General features: G+C 63.8%; 18 protein-coding genes. 3 read left to right on the forward strand and 15 right to left on the reverse strand.

The window, feature by feature from the left end; all coding sequences use genetic code 11:
* Positions 1-174: 174 nt before the first annotated feature.
* Positions 175-1,101: a lipid kinase gene (locus ASD73_RS10470; RefSeq protein WP_056372091.1), complete on the forward strand. Its 927-nt coding sequence runs from the start codon at positions 175-177 to the stop codon at positions 1,099-1,101.
* Between the two features lie 323 nt (positions 1,102-1,424).
* Positions 1,425-1,604: a hypothetical protein gene (locus ASD73_RS10475; RefSeq protein ID WP_056372093.1), complete on the forward strand. Its 180-nt coding sequence runs from the start codon at positions 1,425-1,427 to the stop codon at positions 1,602-1,604.
* Between the two features lie 123 nt (positions 1,605-1,727).
* On the opposite strand, the gene ASD73_RS10480 is transcribed toward ASD73_RS10475, so the two are convergent.
* From ASD73_RS10480 to ASD73_RS10545, 14 genes are all read right to left on the reverse strand, one after another.
* Positions 1,728-2,123: a response regulator gene (locus ASD73_RS10480; protein WP_056372095.1), complete on the reverse strand. Its 396-nt coding sequence runs from the start codon at positions 2,121-2,123 to the stop codon at positions 1,728-1,730.
* Positions 2,090-2,479 carry a response regulator gene (locus tag ASD73_RS10485; protein WP_056372097.1) on the reverse strand — a complete coding sequence of 130 codons (390 nt, stop codon included), beginning with the start codon at positions 2,477-2,479 and terminating at the stop codon, positions 2,090-2,092. The genes ASD73_RS10480 and ASD73_RS10485 overlap by 34 nt, the downstream gene beginning before the upstream one ends.
* A 329-nt stretch (positions 2,480-2,808) precedes the next feature.
* Complete coding sequence (locus ASD73_RS10490) at positions 2,809-4,008, reverse strand: spinster family MFS transporter (protein ID WP_056373489.1); 1,200 nt, start codon at positions 4,006-4,008, stop codon at positions 2,809-2,811.
* A 210-nt stretch (positions 4,009-4,218) separates the two neighbouring features.
* On the reverse strand, positions 4,219-5,208 hold the full coding sequence (locus tag ASD73_RS10495; RefSeq protein ID WP_056372099.1) for an amidohydrolase family protein: 990 nt from the start codon (positions 5,206-5,208) through the stop codon (positions 4,219-4,221).
* Positions 5,195-6,829: an AMP-binding protein gene (locus tag ASD73_RS10500; RefSeq protein WP_056372101.1), complete on the reverse strand. Its 1,635-nt coding sequence runs from the start codon at positions 6,827-6,829 to the stop codon at positions 5,195-5,197. The genes ASD73_RS10495 and ASD73_RS10500 overlap by 14 nt, the downstream gene beginning before the upstream one ends.
* A gap of 4 nt (positions 6,830-6,833) precedes the next feature.
* Positions 6,834-7,646 carry an enoyl-CoA hydratase/isomerase family protein gene (locus ASD73_RS10505; protein ID WP_056372104.1) on the reverse strand — a complete coding sequence of 271 codons (813 nt, stop codon included), beginning with the start codon at positions 7,644-7,646 and terminating at the stop codon, positions 6,834-6,836.
* Positions 7,630-8,469 (reverse strand): SDR family NAD(P)-dependent oxidoreductase, encoded by an 840-nt coding sequence (locus ASD73_RS10510; RefSeq protein WP_056376026.1) that lies wholly within the window; start codon positions 8,467-8,469, stop codon positions 7,630-7,632. The genes ASD73_RS10505 and ASD73_RS10510 overlap by 17 nt, the downstream gene beginning before the upstream one ends.
* Positions 8,466-9,206, reverse strand: coding sequence for an SDR family NAD(P)-dependent oxidoreductase (locus tag ASD73_RS10515; protein WP_056372108.1), 741 nt, complete (start codon positions 9,204-9,206; stop codon positions 8,466-8,468). The genes ASD73_RS10510 and ASD73_RS10515 overlap by 4 nt, the downstream gene beginning before the upstream one ends.
* On the reverse strand, positions 9,203-9,958 hold the full coding sequence (locus ASD73_RS10520; RefSeq protein ID WP_162248146.1) for an SDR family NAD(P)-dependent oxidoreductase: 756 nt from the start codon (positions 9,956-9,958) through the stop codon (positions 9,203-9,205). The genes ASD73_RS10515 and ASD73_RS10520 overlap by 4 nt, the downstream gene beginning before the upstream one ends.
* Positions 9,955-10,707 carry an SDR family NAD(P)-dependent oxidoreductase gene (locus tag ASD73_RS10525; RefSeq protein WP_056372112.1) on the reverse strand — a complete coding sequence of 251 codons (753 nt, stop codon included), beginning with the start codon at positions 10,705-10,707 and terminating at the stop codon, positions 9,955-9,957. Before ASD73_RS10525 ends, ASD73_RS10520 begins: the two co-directional genes overlap by 4 nt.
* Positions 10,704-11,750 carry a hypothetical protein gene (locus ASD73_RS10530; RefSeq protein ID WP_056372114.1) on the reverse strand — a complete coding sequence of 349 codons (1,047 nt, stop codon included), beginning with the start codon at positions 11,748-11,750 and terminating at the stop codon, positions 10,704-10,706. The genes ASD73_RS10525 and ASD73_RS10530 overlap by 4 nt, the downstream gene beginning before the upstream one ends.
* The gene (locus ASD73_RS10535) at positions 11,747-12,169 is read right to left on the reverse strand and encodes a Zn-ribbon domain-containing OB-fold protein (protein ID WP_056372116.1); all 423 of its coding nucleotides are present in this window, start codon (positions 12,167-12,169) and stop codon (positions 11,747-11,749) included. The genes ASD73_RS10530 and ASD73_RS10535 overlap by 4 nt, the downstream gene beginning before the upstream one ends.
* 2 nt (positions 12,170-12,171) lie before the next feature.
* Positions 12,172-13,350: a thiolase family protein gene (locus tag ASD73_RS10540; RefSeq protein ID WP_056372118.1), complete on the reverse strand. Its 1,179-nt coding sequence runs from the start codon at positions 13,348-13,350 to the stop codon at positions 12,172-12,174.
* Between the two features lie 12 nt (positions 13,351-13,362).
* The gene (locus tag ASD73_RS10545) at positions 13,363-15,531 is read right to left on the reverse strand and encodes a TonB-dependent receptor (protein WP_235534317.1); all 2,169 of its coding nucleotides are present in this window, start codon (positions 15,529-15,531) and stop codon (positions 13,363-13,365) included.
* A gap of 120 nt (positions 15,532-15,651) precedes the next feature.
* Here ASD73_RS10545 and ASD73_RS10550 point away from each other — a divergent pair, with 120 nt between their 5' ends.
* Positions 15,652-17,319 carry a CocE/NonD family hydrolase gene (locus ASD73_RS10550; RefSeq protein ID WP_056372122.1) on the forward strand — a complete coding sequence of 556 codons (1,668 nt, stop codon included), beginning with the start codon at positions 15,652-15,654 and terminating at the stop codon, positions 17,317-17,319.
* On the opposite strand, the gene ASD73_RS10555 is transcribed toward ASD73_RS10550, so the two are convergent.
* Positions 17,316-17,894 (reverse strand): TetR/AcrR family transcriptional regulator, encoded by a 579-nt coding sequence (locus tag ASD73_RS10555; RefSeq protein ID WP_056372123.1) that lies wholly within the window; start codon positions 17,892-17,894, stop codon positions 17,316-17,318. The genes ASD73_RS10550 and ASD73_RS10555 overlap by 4 nt on opposite strands.
* Between the last annotated feature and the right edge of the window lie 209 nt (positions 17,895-18,103).

Genomic DNA, 18,103 nt, shown 5'->3' on the forward strand with positions numbered 1-18,103 from the left:
CTGGGACGCCGCGATTCTTGCCGGAATGGTGAAGGCGGGCCCCGGCAGTGCTTCAGTCCTAACGCTTATACGCCATCCGTTCGGCCGATTTGCCAATTTCAGACCGTGTGGCTTTGGAGGCAGATCGGATATAGCGGCCCCCTCCCTTCCCATTCCCTCCAATAGGTCCATTCAATGCCATCACCGAGCGGCAAGCGCGTCCTTTTACTCCACAATGCGAAGGCGCGGCAGGGCGATGGCGCGTTGGAGCCGGTGTACAACAAACTCGAAGCCGGCGGCTTAGTCGTCACCGTCGAACCTTTCGAAAATCTTCCCGAGATAGCGCGCGACATCACGCGTTTACACCAGTCGGCGGATGCGATCGTCGTTTGCGGCGGGGATGGATCGATCTCGTCGTCGGCACCGGCGGTGATCGAGAGCGGCCTCCCGCTAGGCATCATTCCGGCCGGCACTGCCAACGATCTCGCGCGGACGCTTTCGATTCCTCTCGACTTCGCCGCGGCCGCCGACGTCATAGTTGCCGGCCACAAAAAGCAGATCGATATCGGCATGGTGAATGGTCATGCCTTCTTCAATGTCGCAAGCATCGGTCTCAGCAGCGAGTTGGCGCAGAAAATGGACCCCGGCATCAAGAAGCGTTTTGGAAGGTTAGGCTATGCCGTCGCGGCGCTCCGCATCATGGCGGGCGCGAGGCGCTTTCGCGCGAGGATTGTAGAGAAGGGAAGCGGCACGAGTGTCAGAACCTACCAGATCGCGATCGGGAACGGCCGCCTCTACGGCGGGGGCAATGTCGTTGAAGAGACGGCCGCTATCGATGACGGCGCGCTGGATCTCTACAGCCTGGAAATGCGCAACCTCTGGAAATCGGCCCTGATGGCGCGGGCCTTTCGGAGCGGCACGCACGGGGCCTGGAAGGAAGTGCGGACCGCGCGGTGCGTGGAATTCGACATTGAAACACGGCGTCCGATGCCGATCAACACCGACGGCGAGATCGTGACCGCAACTCCGGCTCGTTTCAGCGTTTTGCCTGGAGCAGTCACGGTTTTTACACCCCTCGACGCCGGCGTCGGTCAACGGTCCGCCCGCCTCTACCATAGCTGATATAGCCGCAAGCGTGTAGCCGCCATAGCACCGCGTCCACATTCCACCCCATCTGTGCCTTCCCCGATGTGAAGCGCGTCAGTGCTCGTTACCGCGGGAACCGGCGACCTTAAGACTGGCGCCTCGTAGCGCCCAGACTGAGGCATACGATTGTGAGGAGGCGAGCGAAGTTGGGATACAGCCAATAATGGCCACAACATTCCCTTCGCGTCGTGAAGAGTTGCCAGTCATTTCGATTTCGTGCGCTGCCAGTCCAGCCCGCATGCTATACCCTCCTTCCGGGGCAATGGTCGGCGATAGCGATCGAGCATCCGCCCCTCGCTATGGTCGCCGACAAGGCCGCGTTCTGCGGTCCAGGCCGACTCCAGGCGCTCGCCAAACAATTGGGCGCGCAAATCTCGGTCGATAATGCCGCGCCGGGGACACGTGTGTCGCTGACCCGTACCGCGCACATCGCACGGCAGGTCGCGGCCAATGACGAAGCGGAGATCGCCGCAGTCTGATCTGCTCTCTCGATCGGGAACAGGAACAAAGGATTTTGCGGATCATCCGCCGGGCGCTTCGGCCGGTCGGCGCGATAGGGGTTTGCCCCTTGCTTCCGAACATAGCGAGACGAGCTCGGGAGCTTACCGCCGCGTTGCAGCTAGGAGTCGCTTGATGTGAGCCGCCACGCTTTCCGGATCATAGGGCCGTTGGAGATGCGGGCCCTCATCGCATAAGTGGCCTGCAGCCTTCGCTGCCGAATCGATGTTGCCGGCAAGGACAATCTCGACATCGGGATAACGGTCCCTGACCCATATCCGCAACTCGAACACGTTGAACTGCCCCGAAAGCTCCACGTCCGCCAGCAGTGCGTCGATTTTCATGGCGCCCTCCTCGAGCGCGATGATCACCTCATCGGACGTTGCCGCTTCAAAAACCTTGTAACCGCAGTGCCGAAGATATTCGGCGAGCGCGTTGCGGATCAGGACGTCAGCGTCGGCGACGATCAGGCACTGTGGGCCTGGGAGCTCTTCTGCCATGGGTCTCCAATCAGCCGTGCGATCACATCAGCGAGCGCGGCGATACTGTAGGGTTTTGCAAGAAATTCGTCAGCCGGAAAGGATTCCGACTTAAATAAGTGAGCCGAGCAGACGATGACGGGGCGACCGGGGACCAGCAATTTGGAGCGGCGTGTCAGTTCCATCCCGTCGACTTCGCCGGGCATTCGGACATCGGTGACAATGAGATCGACGGCCTGCCCGGAACTCAGAATGTTGAGCCCCTCAGCGCCGTCCCCAGCTTCCAGAACTTGATATCCGATGTCCCGCAGCGAATCCGCCAGGATGAATCTAATCAGGATCTCGTCCTCGACGACGAGTATCGTCTGTGCGTCCACTATCTGTCCTCATCCACAACAAGAACTCAGCGAACCCGATTGGACCCACACCCCGCTACGTTCTGGATACCGACTAAACGTCTGCCGGCAAAGACAGGTTCCGGCAGCATCCGGGTCGTCCGAAGCCAGCTCATGCAATCACTGGGACTGGCCGATTGCGGACTGGCGGCTGCTGGCGAGCAAACAAAGAGAGCGGACGTTCTGCGACACATCAGAGCGCTCGCTCTCAGGGTGTTCAGATTTAGACGTTAGACCTCGATGCCTTCCGCCAACGTCAGCGCATCCTCCACATCAACGCATGGGTATCGCAAGCACGGTCGCAACTGCCATCAATCGACCCAATCGCGATCGAGTGACCGGGCGCCGAGTAGCATCATAACCGCTGAAATGACGTAGAACAGCAGGCAACCCATCATCGCATATTTCAGCCCGTCACTGCCATAAACCGGCAGCAACGCGTCCGAGAGCCCTCCCAATATATAGATGCCGAGCCCGGGGCCGAGCAGGTTGTTGATGAACAGGAAGCTTGCTGTGGCGGTGGTGCGCATTTGCGACGGCACGAGATGCTGGACGGCAGCAATGACCGGCGCCAGCCACACATAGCCCAACGCCATCGGGATGGTGAACAGGACAAAGGTCAGCGGAAGCGAGTCCGACAATATGCCGCCGGCGAAGACGGGCGCCGCGACCAGAAAGCAAAAGGCCGGCACCCTCGCGAGCGCTTTTTTGTCCTTCCGGCCAACGCGGTCGCCGATCACGCCACCAAGCAGTACTCCGACACCCCCGCCGAGCAGCAGCATCGTCCCGAAGAAGAGCGATGTCCCCTCCAGATCGAGACCAAAGCTGCGCTGCAGGAGCGTCGGAAGCCAGAACGCCATGCCATAGCCCATGATCGAGCTGGACGCTGCGCCGAGCGCGAGGAACCAGAAGCTGCGCTTTCGTGACAGGATGGCCAGAACGCCCCGAAGGCGCATGGTGTCAGGCGCGCCGGCAGCGCGAGGAGGGTCCCGAACGATCAGCCGAAACAGAGGGGCCAGCGCGATGCCGGCCAATCCCACGACAATGAAAGCGGCCCGCCAGTCGACGTTCGCTGCGATATAGCCCCCGAAATACACGCCCAAAGCCGAGCCCAGCGGGATCCCGAGCGAATAGATGGCGAGGGCTCTCGCGCGCTGTGCCGACGGGAAATAATCCGAGATAAGAGAAAATGACGGTGCGACGCCCCCCGCCTCGCCCACCCCTACGCCGAGCCGGCAAAGGAAGAGCGACCAGAATCCGCCCGCCAGGCCGCACAAGGCGGTGAAGCCGCTCCAGACTGCCAATGAGCCGGTGATCACCCAGGTGCGGCCCGTGCGATCGGCGAGCCAGGCCAGCGGAATGGCCGCAGTCGAGTAGAGCAGGGCAAAGGCGATGCCCCCCAGCAGGCCGAGTTGCGTATCGCTAAGGCCCAGTTCCGCCTGAACGGGCACGGCGAGAATGCCCAATATCTGTCGGTCGATAAAATTGAAGGTGTAGACAAGGAGGAGCATCAGGAGAACAAGCCCCCGATAGGAGCTCGACCCATGGCCTTCGGCTGCATCGGCCGGCGAAACTGACAGACCCTTTTTCACGCGGCATTTCCTTCATCGCAGACCGCTTGGCCGGTCGATTTTCCTTTGGTGCGCTCTGGCGCGCAGGCGTCCGCTACAGGCTCCATTGCATGATCCTCGGTATGCAGCAGCGGGTACCGGCCATTTCTTTCAATCGATCGCCTTCCGGCCCGCGCCGGCCAAAAGCCACGCCGCATTGTCATGGCGCCATTCGGCGGCGATATCGGCCGGAAGCCCCAGTTCGTCGATTTGCGCCGCGAGGTCGGCGGGTCCCAGCCGGGAAACCCAGGCTGATGCTCCGAACAGGACGCGACCACGCAACGCGCCGCGAGCCTGTGCGAGCAAGGGTTCCCAACCCGACCCCGCACGGCCCATGAAGCGCGGGCTGTGGCTGGACAGTTCGAGATGGACGTTGGGATGCCGCTGCACGATCGCTATCGCATCCGATATCCACGGCCATCCGCCGTGACCGATCAAAATCGTCAAATCGGGAAACGCCGTCGCGACGCGATCGATATTCCGTACATCCGAAATATCGAGCGAGATGGAGCGATTGAAATTCTGTCCGGCATGAATCCAGATCGGCAGATTGAGCCGTTGCGCCGTCTCGAATATCGGCGCCAGTGCCGGGTCAGATGCCGGGACGGCCTCCCAGAAGGGTGAAACCGACACCCCGCCAATGTTCCAGTCGCGCAGCGCATATTCGATCTGCGAGGCGGCTTCGTCGGGCGCGCGTAAGGAAACGCCCAGCCAGCATGTCAGGAGGTCGGGCGCCATAGCCGCGAGGCGGGCGATCGATCGATTGGCATCAGCGCCGGACCGTCCGCGCCAGGGGAAGCCGTGCAGCACCTGATGCGTGATCCCATCGGCGCGCAGGCCCGCGATGTAATCGTGGTCCGCGACATCGAAGCCGCTACCCGCGTCGATCAGATAATGGACCGCAGAATGGGGATCGGCGGCGAGCCGGCGGCGATAGGCTTCCAGGTCCACCCCTGCCCGCCGCGTCAGGGGCTCAGCGAATTTCTCGAGGTAATCGGGTGCTGCGATAGCAAAGCCGGTAAGATAAGCTTCCCACACGTCGCGGTCGCCATGGACCGCGCAGATGTCGATGATGCCGGGCCCGGCGCTACCGTGAGCCATTGATACGGTCCCGCTTCAATATGATGCCGTTCGCCTCGCGATCCCAGACGTCCGCCGTTCGCCCTTCAGCGCGCAGCTCGGTCTTCAGGATCTTCGCGGTCGGTGTCTTGGGAAGATCGTCGAGGATACGGATGTAGCGCGGCACCATGTAATAGGGCATCCGGACGCGCAGATGATCGACGAGGGCGACCGGATCGATCGACGCTCCGGGGTTAGACGATAGCGCCACCATGACTTCATCTTCGCCGAATTCGCTGGCAACGGCATAGGCGGCGGCTTCGCGGACCGCACCGAACGACAGGCATTCGCGCTCGACCTCATAGGAGGAAATATTTTCCCCCCGGCGGCGTATCGAGTCCTTGGCGCGGTCGACGAAATAATAATCGCCGTCGGCCGAGCGGCGGAACAGGTCGCCCGTGTGGAACCAGCCATTGCGCCAGACCGCGGCCGTCGCTTCGGCATTGCCGGCGTAGCCATGGGACGTCGACCACGGGCGGTCGGCACGGACCAGCAGTTCGCCGACCTCGCCGGACGCGACCTCCCGATCCTGCGCATCTGCGATACGCAAGGTCACGCCGGCGCGCGCGCGCCCGCAGCTTTCGGCATCGGCCTGATCTTCGCGTGACAGGATCGGCACCGCCAGTTCGGTCATGTTGAACATGGTTCGGGTGGCGACGCCGAAGCGCGCGGAAAAATCCGTCGCCGTCTGCCCGTGCGGCAGGACATAAGCCCATTGCAGCCCGTGATCCCGTTCACCGGGCGCTGACGCCTGCTTGTTCAGAAATCCCGCCATCGCGCCCAGAAGCGTGCAGCAGGTCGACCGCGTTTCGCGTACCACGTCCCAGAAACGCCCGGTCTCGAACTGTTCGGGCAGCGCGATCGAGTGCCCCAGCAAAAGGGTGCCGATGGTTCCGATCGTCCCGCCGGCGTGAAACAGCGGCAAGGTCACAAGATAGCGCAGGTCGGCGCAGCTCTTTTCCTCGAACGCGACGAGAGCGGCCGTCGCGCCGTGGCAATAGGAACTGAGGACCCCCTTCGATGGCCCGGTCGTTCCCGACGTATATATGATCGCCTGCTCGTCCCAGGGCTCGATGGGCTCCTCCAGCCGGAGCAATGCCGCGTCGATGCCGGCATCGAGGTAGTCGCCGCCCAGCAACGACCTGGCTCCCTTTGGATCGACCTTGGGCTGGTCGATCAGCAACGCCGGCAACGCCGGGTCGATGTCCGCCTCGTCAAGCCGCGAAACAAGGCTGGAATGACAGATGATCAGTTTCGGTTCCGCAATCTCGACCGCATTGCGCAGGATCGAGCCGCGATAGGCAAGATTGATCGGTGCGTAGACCGCACCCAGCCAGTTGATCCCGAACCATACGCGCAAGGCGTCGGGTCCGTTGGGAAGCCAGCTCATCACGCGGTCGCCGCGCGCGACGCCGAGCTGCGCCAGTCCCGTCGCGACCAGACGGGCCTGCCGGCCCATTTCGGCAAAGCTCCACTGTCCGCCGCCGGGAAAAACGGCGTAAGCCTGTTCGCCGCGTTCGACTTCCCATCGCTCGAGCGCATAGCGCAATACGGACTGGTGCCGCGGCGGAACGTCGGGGTCCATCCAGCTGAAAATGCTCATTGGTTCACCTGCCCGTAAATGTCGGCTTGCGGTTCTCGATAAAGGCGCTGGCACCTTCCCTCGCATCTTCGGTTTCGAAAAAACAGGTCTGGTGCGCGGCTTCCTGTAACATGGCGCGGGCGTCGAGATTGCGGCCCTCCGACGCTGCGAGCAGCCTTTTCTGCATCGCGATGATGCGGGTCGGACCGTTCGCCAGCCGGTCCGCCAAAGCCGCGACGCCATCCGTGAATTCGCCGTCGTCGAATATATGGGTCGCGAGGCCGATCGCTATCGCTTCTTCCGCTCCGACGGCACGCCCGGTCGCGAAAATCTCGAACGCGCGCGCGGGTCCGACGACGTGGCCAAGATAGGCGGCATTCCCGAGCTGTGCGATTTTAACGAGCCCGCTTCCCATGACGGCAGAGCGCGCCATGCACCTTATGTCCGCAGCGCACGCAAGTTCGGTGCCGGCGCCGAACGACAGGCCGTTGACCGCCGCGATGACGGGCTTGGGACACCGGGTCATGAGCTGGGCGACCCGCATGTAAAGGCTGGATTTGTCGGTCGGATCAACAGCGGCCCGCTCATGATCGAAGTCGCCTTCGAGAAAAGCCTTCAGACCCGCGATATCGTCACCGGCGCAAAAAGCGCGGCCCGAACCGGTCAGGACGACCGCCCGAACATCAGCGTCGCGTTCCGCTGCGTGAAAGGCCTTGAGGAGTTCAAGACCCAGTATCCGGTCGATCGCGTTCAGCGCCGCCGGCCGGTTCATTGTCAGCCAGAGAACGCCGCCCTCGCGGCGCACCTGCAGGCAGTCATTGTCATGTGCGCTTGGCATGGAGGCTCCAGTCATGGTTTGTGTCGCCCGGCGTGCGGCTGAACCAGCGCGGATAGCCGTGCAGCGTCTGGCCGCCGTCGATCAGGATTTCCGCCCCGGTGATGAAGGTGGAACGGTCGCTCAACAGGAAAAGCGCAAGCTCGGCGATGTCTTCCGGTTGGCCGAGGCGGCCGACAGGCGTCTCGCCGACGATGTCGGCGCTGATGTCAGGATCGGCGAGCAGCCCCGACGTCATGCGCGTTTCGATGACCCCGGGCATGATCAGGTTGGCACGAATGCCGTGCGCGCCGAGCTCACCCGCGAGCGTCCGCGAAAGCATCCGCAAGCCCGCCTTCGATGCGCCATAAGCGCCAAACAGCTCTGCCGCATGGGCGGCGGCGGTCGACGCATTGAACAGCAGGGATCCGCCCCGGCCCGTGTCGATTATCAGCCTGGCGGCGGCTTGCGCAACGAGAAAGCTTCCCGTCAGGTTGACGTCGATATGCTGCTTCCAGTCCTTGACCGCCACGTCCAGCAGCGCGCCATAGCGGCCGATACCGGCGTTGATGAAGGCACCGTCTAGCGCGCCGAGACGATCAGAAAGCTGTGCGGAAAGACGGTCGACATCCTCTGCCTCGGCTTGATCGCAGGCTATGGCGATCACCTCATGTCCCGTTCCGTCCAGTTCCTTCGCGAGCAGCTCGATCGGGTCGACATGCCGGTCGGTCAGACACAGGCGGGCTCCGGCGGCCCGCAGCAGCCGCGCGGTCGCGACCCCCATGGCTCCCGCCGCGCCCGAGACGAGAAAGGTCCGGCCAGCGAGCTCCTGCACCGGCCCGCTCACAGCCTCGCTCCGCCCGATGCGTGGATCACCTCGCCCGTGACATAGGATGCGTCGCGCGAGATCAGGAACGCGACGACCGAGGCGATTTCCTGTGGCTCGCCGTAGCGCCGGAGCGGTATCTGCTCCATCATCCGCAGCCGCAGGCGATCCTGGCTGCCATCGGCGGGATTGGTCATTTCGGTCTCGGTCATGCCCGGCGCGACGGCATTGACCCGGATTTTATGCCGGGCGAGCTCCATCGCAGCGCCCTTCGTCAGCGAGACCACTCCGCCTTTGGATGCGACATAGGCGATCTGCCGGGTCATTCCCTTGTAGGACATCGAGGCGATATTGACGATCGCTCCGCCGCCGCCGCGCGCGATACGGCAGCGGGCGAAATTCCTCGTGAGCAGATGCACCGCGGTCAGGTTGATCTCGATCACGCGGTCCCAGTCGGCGTCGGGAAAATCCTCGATCGGCGCCATGCTGACGATCCCCGCATTGTTGACGAGAGCGTCCATGCCGCGCTGATCGGCCCAGTCGACCAGGTCGGTGATCTGGTTCCGGTCGTCGAGATCGGCGACGCGATACTCGGCCGCAAGCTCGGCCGCGAGCGGCGCGAGGGTCCCCGCGTCGCGATCGGTCAGAAGCAACCGCGCGCCGCGCGCCGACAGCGTCCGGGCGGCAACCGCTCCGATCCCGCCGGCGGCGCCGGTGACCAATATGGTGAAGCCTTCGAGTGAATTGGCAATTGTCACGGTCTTATCCAGCCTCCATCGACAAATAGTGCGTGGCCGGTGACGTAGCTGGCGTCGTCGGACCCCAGCCACAGCACCGCTTCCGCAATTTCTTCCGGACGCGCGAGGCGTCCCAGCGGCAACGAATGCGCAAATTTCTGCGAATGACGGTGCAGATTTGCGTCCGATTTGAGCATTTCAGTGTCGACAAAGCCGGGACAGACCGAGTTGACGCGAACGCCGGCTGGTCCGAATTCGAGCGCGAGCGACCGCGTCAGCGAAATCAGCCCGCCCTTCGAGGCGTCGTAGGAGCATTGATCCTTCATCCCGTATGCGGCGGCCGAAGCGATGTTGACGATCGCGCCGCGCGCCTGCCGCAACGCTTCCTGCGCAGCCCTCGCAAGGAGAAAGGGACCCGTCAGATTCACGTCCAGAACCTTGCGCCAATAATCGGTCTTGTGGCTGGCGAGCGGAGCGGCGCGTCCGATCGCGGCATTGTTGACGAGGACAGCGAGCCTCCCTTCCCCGTCGCAAGCTTTGGCAACAATCCCGGCGCAGGCATGCTCGTCCGAAATATCGCCCGGAACCGCGATCGCATCGCTTCCCTTTTCGCGCAGCGCGGCAACAGCCCGATCGACGTCGGCAGGGTCCCGGTCGTTGATCGCCACCCGTGCGCCGCGCGCGCCGAACGCATGCGCAATCGCCAGTCCGATCCCCCGCGCCGCGCCCGTCACCAGCACCGGCCGGCCGCTCATATCACCCTGATAGGTCATCGCCGCATCCACCCCCCGTCGACGAAAAGCGTGTGGCCTGTGACATAGCTCGCGCGCTCGGACGCGAGCCATGCCACGGCGGCTGCAATCTCTTCCACTCGCCCGGTCCGCGCGATCGGCAAGGTCGCGACGAGGCGTTCCGCCACCGCCGCCAAATCGGGTGCTTCCTTCAACATCTCGGTATCGACGAAGCCCGGCGCCACCGCATTGGCGCGAACGCCCATCGGACCCAGTTCGACCGCCAGCGAGCGCGTCAGCGTCGCGAGTCCGCCTTTCGATGCGTCATAAGCGGCCTGCCCCGCAAAGCCGACCACGGCCACCGATGCGAGGTTGACGATGGCGCCCCGCGTTGCCGCAAGATCGTCGGTCAATTCGCGAACGAGGCGGAACGCCGCCGACAGGTTGATGTCGATCACGCGGTCCCATGCCGCGTCGTCATGCGCGGCAACTTTGCCGCGAAACTCGACGCCGGCGTTGTTCACCAGCACGGCAATCGCGCCATGGGCCTTGCGTGCCGCATCGGCGATCCGTCGCGGCGCCGCGCGATCCTGCAAATCCGCGACCAGCGTCTCGATCGCGGTGCCTTGGCCACTGCATTTATCGGCGGTTTCGGCGAGACCGGTTGCATCGCGATCGACGAGCAGCAAGGGCGCGCCCTCGTTCGCCAGCCGTATCGCGATCGCGCGGCCGATCCCGCGCGCGGCGCCGGTCACGATCGCGGGGCGCTGCATGAAACGCGCTTCGGTCATTCGAAAACGCTCAAGGGATGCGCGTGTCGCCGATATCGCCCTTCCCACCGCACCGCGGTCGCATAGTCGACCGGGCGCCGCCGCCCGATCGCCTGATGGAACGACCCCGCCTCGATCGGGCGCTCGACGATGAACGACAAGGCATCCGATCCCGCACCAAAGCCGTAGGACAGAAGCCCGACCCGGTCGCCCGGCTGCCGTTCTTCCATTTGACGGAGCAGTGCGGCCAACGGCGATGCCGCGCCGAGGTCGCCGAGCATCGGCGCAACCGATCCGCCGGCAAAAAGCTCCGCATCGATCCCTGCGGCGCGCGCCAGTCGCCCCGTCAGCCGGCCATCGGGCTGCTGCGCCGCGACGGCCGCGAAGTCCGCGCCATCGCCCAGCCTCGCAAGCAATAGTTTCCAGGCGCCGACCATATGCTGCAAATCGCCGATGCCGCTCGATGCAAAACCCGCACCGCCCGACCGGACATAGGGATCACCCTCAAGACGGAAACCGTCGGCAGCGTCGGACGCGGTCGAGGCCAGCGCTTCGAAGCGTGCGGCAATATTGGTGTTGCCGACAAGGACGCAGGCCGCCCCGGCACCCGCAGTCATTTCCAGCGGATCGCCCGGCGCGGCCCGCAGGCAAAGCGCGTCGGCGCCAACCGCCAGGGCGTATTCGGAAAAGCCCGCACGCACCCAGGCGATGGCCATGGCGAGCGCCGCCGTGCCCGATTTCCCGCTGAACCGCACGTCGGTCGCGAAAACGGCCGGTGCGATCCCGAGCATGTCGGCAAGCACCGCCGCGGCCGAGCGGGAGAGGTCGGGCGACGACTGGGTGCCAAAGAAGATCGCGCCGATGTTCGACGGAAGCGGCGCGAGCCTGCGCGCCGCTTCGGCCGCCAGCGTGATCACATCGGCGTCGGGGTCGAGAACCGCGCGCTCGCGCACGCCGCTCCGCTTTGCGGATCCCGACTGCCAGACCGCTTCGACGTCCGCCGTTGCCAGACGACCCGACGGCGCGGCGAATGCCAGATCGACGATGCCGACGGCCGCCGTCATGATGCCACCCGGAATTTGAAGCCATAAAGCGCAAGGCCCGATTGTTCGGGACGCCATTTGCGGATGACCATCTCGACCGGCTGCTCGGGCGCGAGACCGTCATATTCGGCGTCCACCACCTCGGCCATCAGGACCGGTCCTTCTTCGAGACGGATCATTGCGAAGGGGCGCGGGGCGCGGTCGCCGTGACCAACCAGCGGCGAATGATCTTCGGCCAGACAAATCACCGTGCCGCGACCCGAGAAAACGGTCTCTTCCTGGACCGCATCGACGCAGCGAGGACAGCGTCGCCGCGGCGGGAACGAACAGGACTGGCAGGTCGGGCAATGGCTGCCGACAAGGCCATAGCGATTGCGGCGGGTACGCCACGCGCGGGCGGGTCCGGCGACGACGGGCCGGGCCGTAACATTCTGGCTCATTTTCAGTTTCCTTTCAGGACCGCGACCGCGCTGACGGCATTATTCCCGCCCATCGACTGGGCCACGCCGACCCGCGCGTCGGCGACCTGGCGCTCGCCTGCCTCGCCGCGAAGCTGCGTCACCGTTTCGCAGATGATGCTGATGCCGGTGGCGCCGGTGGGATGGCCCAGACCTATGCGGCCACCGTCGGTATTCGTCGGACAGGTGCCCCCGAGCGCTGTCTCGCCGCTTGCGACGGCGCGGGCCGCCTCGCCGCGAGGGAAGATGCCGAGCCCTTCCAGGTGGAGCGAGCCCATGACGCTGAAACAGTCATGCACCTGCGCCACGTCGACATCGCGCGCGGTGATGCCGGCCTCCCGATAGGCGCGTTCGGCGGCGATGCGTGTCGGCACGGCCTCGGCGATATCGTCCTCACCGGGCCAGGCACCGAACTTGGCGCCCATTGCGTTCGGCCCCGTGGCGGCCGTGATGCTTGCGACCTGGACGGCGCGCCGACGCGAGGCATCGCCGCCCGCCCGGGCGAGAATTACCGCCGCGGCGCCGTCGCAGCCGCGTGCGCATTCGGCGCGGGTGATCGGCCGCGACGCCCAGCCCGACTGCATGATCTCGTCGATGCCGAGCGCGCCGCGGCGATAGTCGATCGCATTCGAGTTGCGGGAGGCATACCAGCGGTCCTGCATCGCAAAGGCGGCGACATGTTCGGGCGCCACGCCGTATTTCTGCATATAGCGCGCGTGCATGAGCGCCATCGTATCGACATAGTCGAAGCCCGCGGGCGCTTCATAATCCTGGTCAGGGTACGACAGCAGAGCGTCTGACACCGAATAAACATCCGACATTTTCTCGACGCCGACGACGATGACGCACTCGCTCTGGCCCGAACGGATCATGTTGACCCCCTGCATGAACGCCATGGTCCCGCCCGCGCACGCGCCAACAACTTGAGCGAAAGGGCCGCTGGGCAGGTCGAGTTCTTCGGCGACGAGCGGGCCGAGATTCTGCTGTTCGAACGCCTCCGGGCAGGTGACCGACACCAGCCCGCCGTCAATGGTCGATCGCTCGATGCCGGCGTCGGCAAGGGCACCGCTTCCGGCTTCGAACACGAGATCGCGCCATCCCCTGTCGGCCCGGTAGCCATGCCTGGCCATGCCCACGCCGATGATTTCCGCTTTTATGGTCATTGTCCGGACGCCCTAAATTTTGAGATTGATATCCATGCCGACGGTGCGTCCCTCGTTGATCGGCACGAAGAAGCCACCACCGACCGAGGGGGGAAGCGGGGTGTTGCCGCCCTGCGTCACACGGTTGAGGAGGTTCTTGCCGAACACCCCGACCGAGAACCGGTCATCGAGAAACGAGAGCCGCGCGCTCGCCGACAGATCGTTGACCTGATTGAGATAGGCGGAGTTGTTGTCGGTGAAGGCGACCCGGCTGCGATATCCGTAATCGGCACGAAGCGTCATTTCGGCGCCGTCCCCCACGGGCTGAACGATCGTCGCGTTCGCGCCGAAACTCCATTTCGGAAGCCGTGTCAGGTCGAGTTCGTAGCCCAACCCCGGAGCGGCTCCGTTCAAATCGACGGCCAGTTTCGTATATTTGCCGTTCAGGTGGCCGAAGCTGCCGCCGAGCGTCAGACCGCGGAACGGGGCGAGCGTCAGCTCGCCTTCGACGCCGCGCACCCGCGCCGTCCCGACATTTGACGTGACTTGCACGACGCCCGACACCGGATCGGGAATGTTGATGTCGCGCTGCAGGTCGCGCAGCGTGCTCTGGAAAATCGCCGCGTTGAAACGGACGCGCCGGTCGAGGAAGGTCGATTTCCAGCCGAGTTCGAACGCGTCCTGCGTTTCCATATCATAGGGGCCGGGCGGAATCGTCGCGGCCGTACTCTTGACGTTGAATCCGCCGCTGCGAATGCCGCGGCTCCAGCTTCCGTAAAGCAGCAGATCGCGGCCCGGTTCATACTGAAAGCCCAGCTTCGGCGTCAGGCTGCCCCAGCTTTTTACCCCGGTCGCCCCGGGGAACTCTCCCGGAAAATCGAAATCGCACGTGCGCGCATCGAGGTCGCACAGCCCCGGTGCCCGAAAAGTCGCGACGTCGGCCTTCTTTCGCTCCCACGAGTAGCGCAGGCCGCCGACAAGGCTGAAACCCGCCCCGATGTCGTAGCTGAGCTGTGAAAAGGCGCCCCAGCTATCCTGGTCGATCCGGCCGCCAAAGGCGCGATCGACGGCGCCGCCGGACAGCACGCGCCGCTCGATATAGAAATAGTTCTGACTGAAATAATAGAGGCCGAGGGTTGCCTCGAGCGGGCCGAACGTCCCTGCATAGCGGAGTTCTTCGCTGAACTGATGCTGCCGCAAGTTGACGAAGGAGTGAAAACCCAAGGCGGGCAAGCCATCAACATCGACCGACCCGTTCTGGTTCAGCCGCCGGTAACCGGCGACGTTCGTAATGACCCCGTCACCGAGCGCCACGTTGATGTTGGTCTCCGACGTCAGCGCGTCCCAGTCGATATCGAAATAGCCCGGGTTATCGATATCGATCTGGAATCCCGACTGGAAGGCAGGGTTCTGCGCCACCGTCCCGTCACCCCTGCTGCGCCCATGCTCATAGATCAGGGTCGTCTCGACATCGGGCGAGATGTCCCAAACGACGGTCGGACGCACGAACACCGTCTCGCGCTTCCCGAACGGCCGGTCATTGAAGTCATTGTGAAACCAGCCCTGATCATTGCTGTAATAGAGCGCGACTTTAGCACGGAGATTGTCCGCGACGGGCCCCTCGACGCTCAGGCCGGCGGTATATTGCGGCCCCGTTTCGACAGCCAGCCGGCCGCGCACCTGAAATTCATCGCCCGGACGCCGCGTGCGCAACGTGACAGCACCGCCGGTTGTATTGCGGCCGAACAAAAGCCCCTGCGGGCCTCGCAGCACCTCGACGCTCTCGAGATCGAAGACGTCGATCACGGCGCCCGCCGACATGCCAAGATAAACGCCATCGACGAAAAGTCCGACCGAGGGTTCGACGGACGGTATCGAGCTCACGATCCCGAAACCGCGAATGGTAAAATTTGCCGTACCCGGGATCGTACCAACATCCTCCAGCGCCACATTGGGTGCCGCGGTGCTGAGCGAGCGCAAGTCGCGAACCTGAAGCGCATCCAGCGCCGCGCTGTCGAAAGCCGTGATCGCGACCGGGACCCGCTGAGCCGATTCGGCGACGCCGCGCTTTTGCGCTGTCACAAGAATCTCGCTCAGCCCGACGTCTGCGCTGTCCGCAATCTCTCCGTCTTGCGCCATCGAAAACGCCGGAAAGCTGAAGACGGCGCAGGCAAGAAGGCCCCATTTCACATCCGTCCGCATCATCTCTCCCTTTCACGTCTTTTATATGAACGATCGTTCGTCTATATAAAATGCAAAAGACTGTCAACGGCCGGGGCGAGAAAGTCGCACGCGGATCAGGGACGATGCTAGGAGCAGGATATGAAACGCTTTATCGTTGAGAAGGACGTCTCGATTCCGATGCGGGACGGCATCAGGCTGAAGGCCGATCTCTGGCGGCCTGACGTCGAACAACCGGTCGCGACCATTTTGTATCGCACGCCTTATGACAGGGCGGCGCTCAATCCCGACTTCTTGCGACCGCAGGACGCGGTCAATGCGGGATTCGCTGCCGTCGTCCAGGATACGCGCGGCCGCTTTGGTTCGGAAGGCGCGTGGAAGCCGTTGATGTGGGACCAGGAAGGCGACGACGGATATGACAGCGTCGAATGGATCGCGCGGCAGGACTGGAGCTCGGGCCCGGTGGGTATGGCGGGTCCGTCCTACCTTGGCATCGCGCAACTCATGGCAGCGGCGCGCAAGCCACCGCATCTGAAGGCCATTGCCCCTGCCCTCACCACCAGCCGGGATTTCGAACTGATCGAGATGGGCGGTGGGATGCGCCTCGATCATCTGCTCTCATGGGTCGCATTCATGGCGGTCGACTGGATGCGGCGACAGCAGGAAAGCGGAGCTCCCTTGCCGCCCGATGCCGTCAAGCTGATCGTGCAGGCGGCGCTCGATCCGCGCATCCTGATGGATCACCGCCCGCTCAGGGATTGCCCGATATTCGGACTGCCTGGATTCCCCATCGGGTTCGACGAACTGGTCGACCCCGATGGCGGTGCGCCGATCGCGGCGGAGATCGCCGACATCCCCACACTGCATGTCGGCGGCTGGTACGATATATTCGCGCAGGCCAGCATCGGCATGTTCCAGCGCCAGCGTGATGCCGGCCGAACCGACGCGCATCTGATCATGGGCTGCTGGACCCATAGCGGATCACTCGGGCAACAGCATGGCGAAGTGAATTTCGGCGTAATGGCGTCCGCGGGCGGCTCTCGCCTTGCCGACCGCCATATCGCCTTCTTCCGCCGCTACCTCGAGGGCGCCGAAACTGCGCTGCCTGCCGTCCAGTATTTCCTTGCGAATGCCAATGAATGGCGGAGCGCCGAAGCCTGGCCGACGCCCGACACCGCGATTCTGGATCTGGAACTGTCGGGCACCGGGAAACAGGAATATGATTATGACCCGTCCGACCCGACGCCGACCGTCGGCGGACGCACGCTCTATCTGGGCGGGCTGGCCATGGGGCCGATCGACCAGCGCAAGCTCGACGCGCGTCACGACTTCGTCCGCTATGTCGCCGAGGCTTGTGACGAGCCCGTCGATCTGATCGGGCCCGTCACGGCCAATCTGACGGTCTCGACCTCGGCCGTCGATACCGATTTCATCTGCAAGCTGGTCGACGTTTCGCCCGACGGCACGATCCTTCCGATCTGCGAGGGCACACTTCGCCTGCGCTACCGGAACGGGTTCGATCGCGAGCTGCCTGCCGAGCCGGGAGTCCCCGTGCCGATCGGCATCCCCATGGGCCACACCGCCTGGCGCGTGCTGCCCGGACACCGGATCGGCATCCAGATCCAAAGCGCCAATTATCCGCATCTTGATCCGAATATGAACGAGATGTCTCAACCCGGGGAGGGTGCCGGTGGAACGATTGCCCGAAACGGCATCAGCGACCATCCCGGTGCGTCGACGATCCGGGTTACGCTTGCTGGCGGGGGGCGGCCGCCGATCATACTCCGCCCCGGCGGGACCGCGTCCTAGGGTTCGGCGCCGACGAGGCGTAACGCAAAAGCGGCATAAGCCTGTTCGACGTCGGCGCTCGCCAGCTTTTCCTCGGGCCGATACCATTCGGCGACCCGCAGGCACATATCGCCGATCGCGACCGCGGCGAGCTTTGGCGAGGACATGCCGCCCGCATCGACCAGGCAGAACCGGCCGGCCGACGCTCCCCGTTCGATGACGTCTTCGAAAAGTCCCCGCAATCGCACGCGCTCGGCGCGTACTGCTGACAAACGTGGCTCCGGAAGCGCACCATATTCCGCATTCGCCACCAGCGCGAAAACCTGATGGTGCGTGTGGAAGCGCACATAGGCCGAAACGATCGCGGCAAGCTCACGAGCGGGGTCGGCCGCCGCTTCACGCAAGGCATCCTTCATCATCACGCCAACCGTCGCGTGCCCTTCGGCGACGATTTCGTAGAGCAGTTCCTCTTTCGTCGCGAAATGATTGTAGAACGCCGCCGGCGTCAGATTGCAGGCATCGACAATCGCGCGGATCGACGTCACCTCATAACCGTGCGCAAAAAAAAGCTGCGAAGCGACGTCCTTGATCAGCACGCGCGAATTGTTGCGCCGGCGATCGACAACCGGTTCTCCCGGCCCATTGCCTGCAGCCGCTTTGCGCGCTCTGGTCGGGCGCGATGTTCGTGGGGACGTCTTCATAACGCGACGTTGGCCTTTAAAAACGCTATTCGCAAGTGCTCACTTGACATATATATGAACGCTTGTTTATGCATTATCCCACAAGATAAAATATCTTATGGGAG

The organism is Sphingopyxis sp. Root154, assembly GCF_001427105.1.
GTDB lineage: Bacteria > Pseudomonadota > Alphaproteobacteria > Sphingomonadales > Sphingomonadaceae > Sphingopyxis.

Excerpts from the sequence above, each read along its gene's own strand:
- ASD73_RS10520 (WP_162248146.1), bottom strand. The coding sequence starts at position 9,958 with ATGACCTATCAGGGTGATATGAGCGGCCGGCCGGTGCTGGTGACGGGC.
- ASD73_RS10470 (WP_056372091.1), top strand. The coding sequence starts at position 175 with ATGCCATCACCGAGCGGCAAGCGCGTCCTTTTACTCCACAATGCGAAG.
- ASD73_RS10505 (WP_056372104.1), bottom strand. The coding sequence starts at position 7,646 with ATGCCAAGCGCACATGACAATGACTGCCTGCAGGTGCGCCGCGAGGGC.
- ASD73_RS10490 (WP_056373489.1), bottom strand. The coding sequence starts at position 4,008 with ATGCTCCTCCTTGTCTACACCTTCAATTTTATCGACCGACAGATATTG.
- ASD73_RS10535 (WP_056372116.1), bottom strand. The coding sequence starts at position 12,169 with ATGAGCCAGAATGTTACGGCCCGGCCCGTCGTCGCCGGACCCGCCCGC.
- ASD73_RS10550 (WP_056372122.1), top strand. The coding sequence starts at position 15,652 with ATGAAACGCTTTATCGTTGAGAAGGACGTCTCGATTCCGATGCGGGAC.
- ASD73_RS10525 (WP_056372112.1), bottom strand. The coding sequence starts at position 10,707 with ATGACCGAAGCGCGTTTCATGCAGCGCCCCGCGATCGTGACCGGCGCC.
- ASD73_RS10475 (WP_056372093.1), top strand. The coding sequence starts at position 1,425 with ATGGTCGCCGACAAGGCCGCGTTCTGCGGTCCAGGCCGACTCCAGGCG.
- ASD73_RS10480 (WP_056372095.1), bottom strand. The coding sequence starts at position 2,123 with ATGGCAGAAGAGCTCCCAGGCCCACAGTGCCTGATCGTCGCCGACGCT.
- ASD73_RS10545 (WP_235534317.1), bottom strand. The coding sequence starts at position 15,531 with ATGCGGACGGATGTGAAATGGGGCCTTCTTGCCTGCGCCGTCTTCAGC.
- ASD73_RS10530 (WP_056372114.1), bottom strand. The coding sequence starts at position 11,750 with ATGACGGCGGCCGTCGGCATCGTCGATCTGGCATTCGCCGCGCCGTCG.
- ASD73_RS10500 (WP_056372101.1), bottom strand. The coding sequence starts at position 6,829 with ATGAGCATTTTCAGCTGGATGGACCCCGACGTTCCGCCGCGGCACCAG.
- ASD73_RS10495 (WP_056372099.1), bottom strand. The coding sequence starts at position 5,208 with ATGGCTCACGGTAGCGCCGGGCCCGGCATCATCGACATCTGCGCGGTC.
- ASD73_RS10540 (WP_056372118.1), bottom strand. The coding sequence starts at position 13,350 with ATGACCATAAAAGCGGAAATCATCGGCGTGGGCATGGCCAGGCATGGC.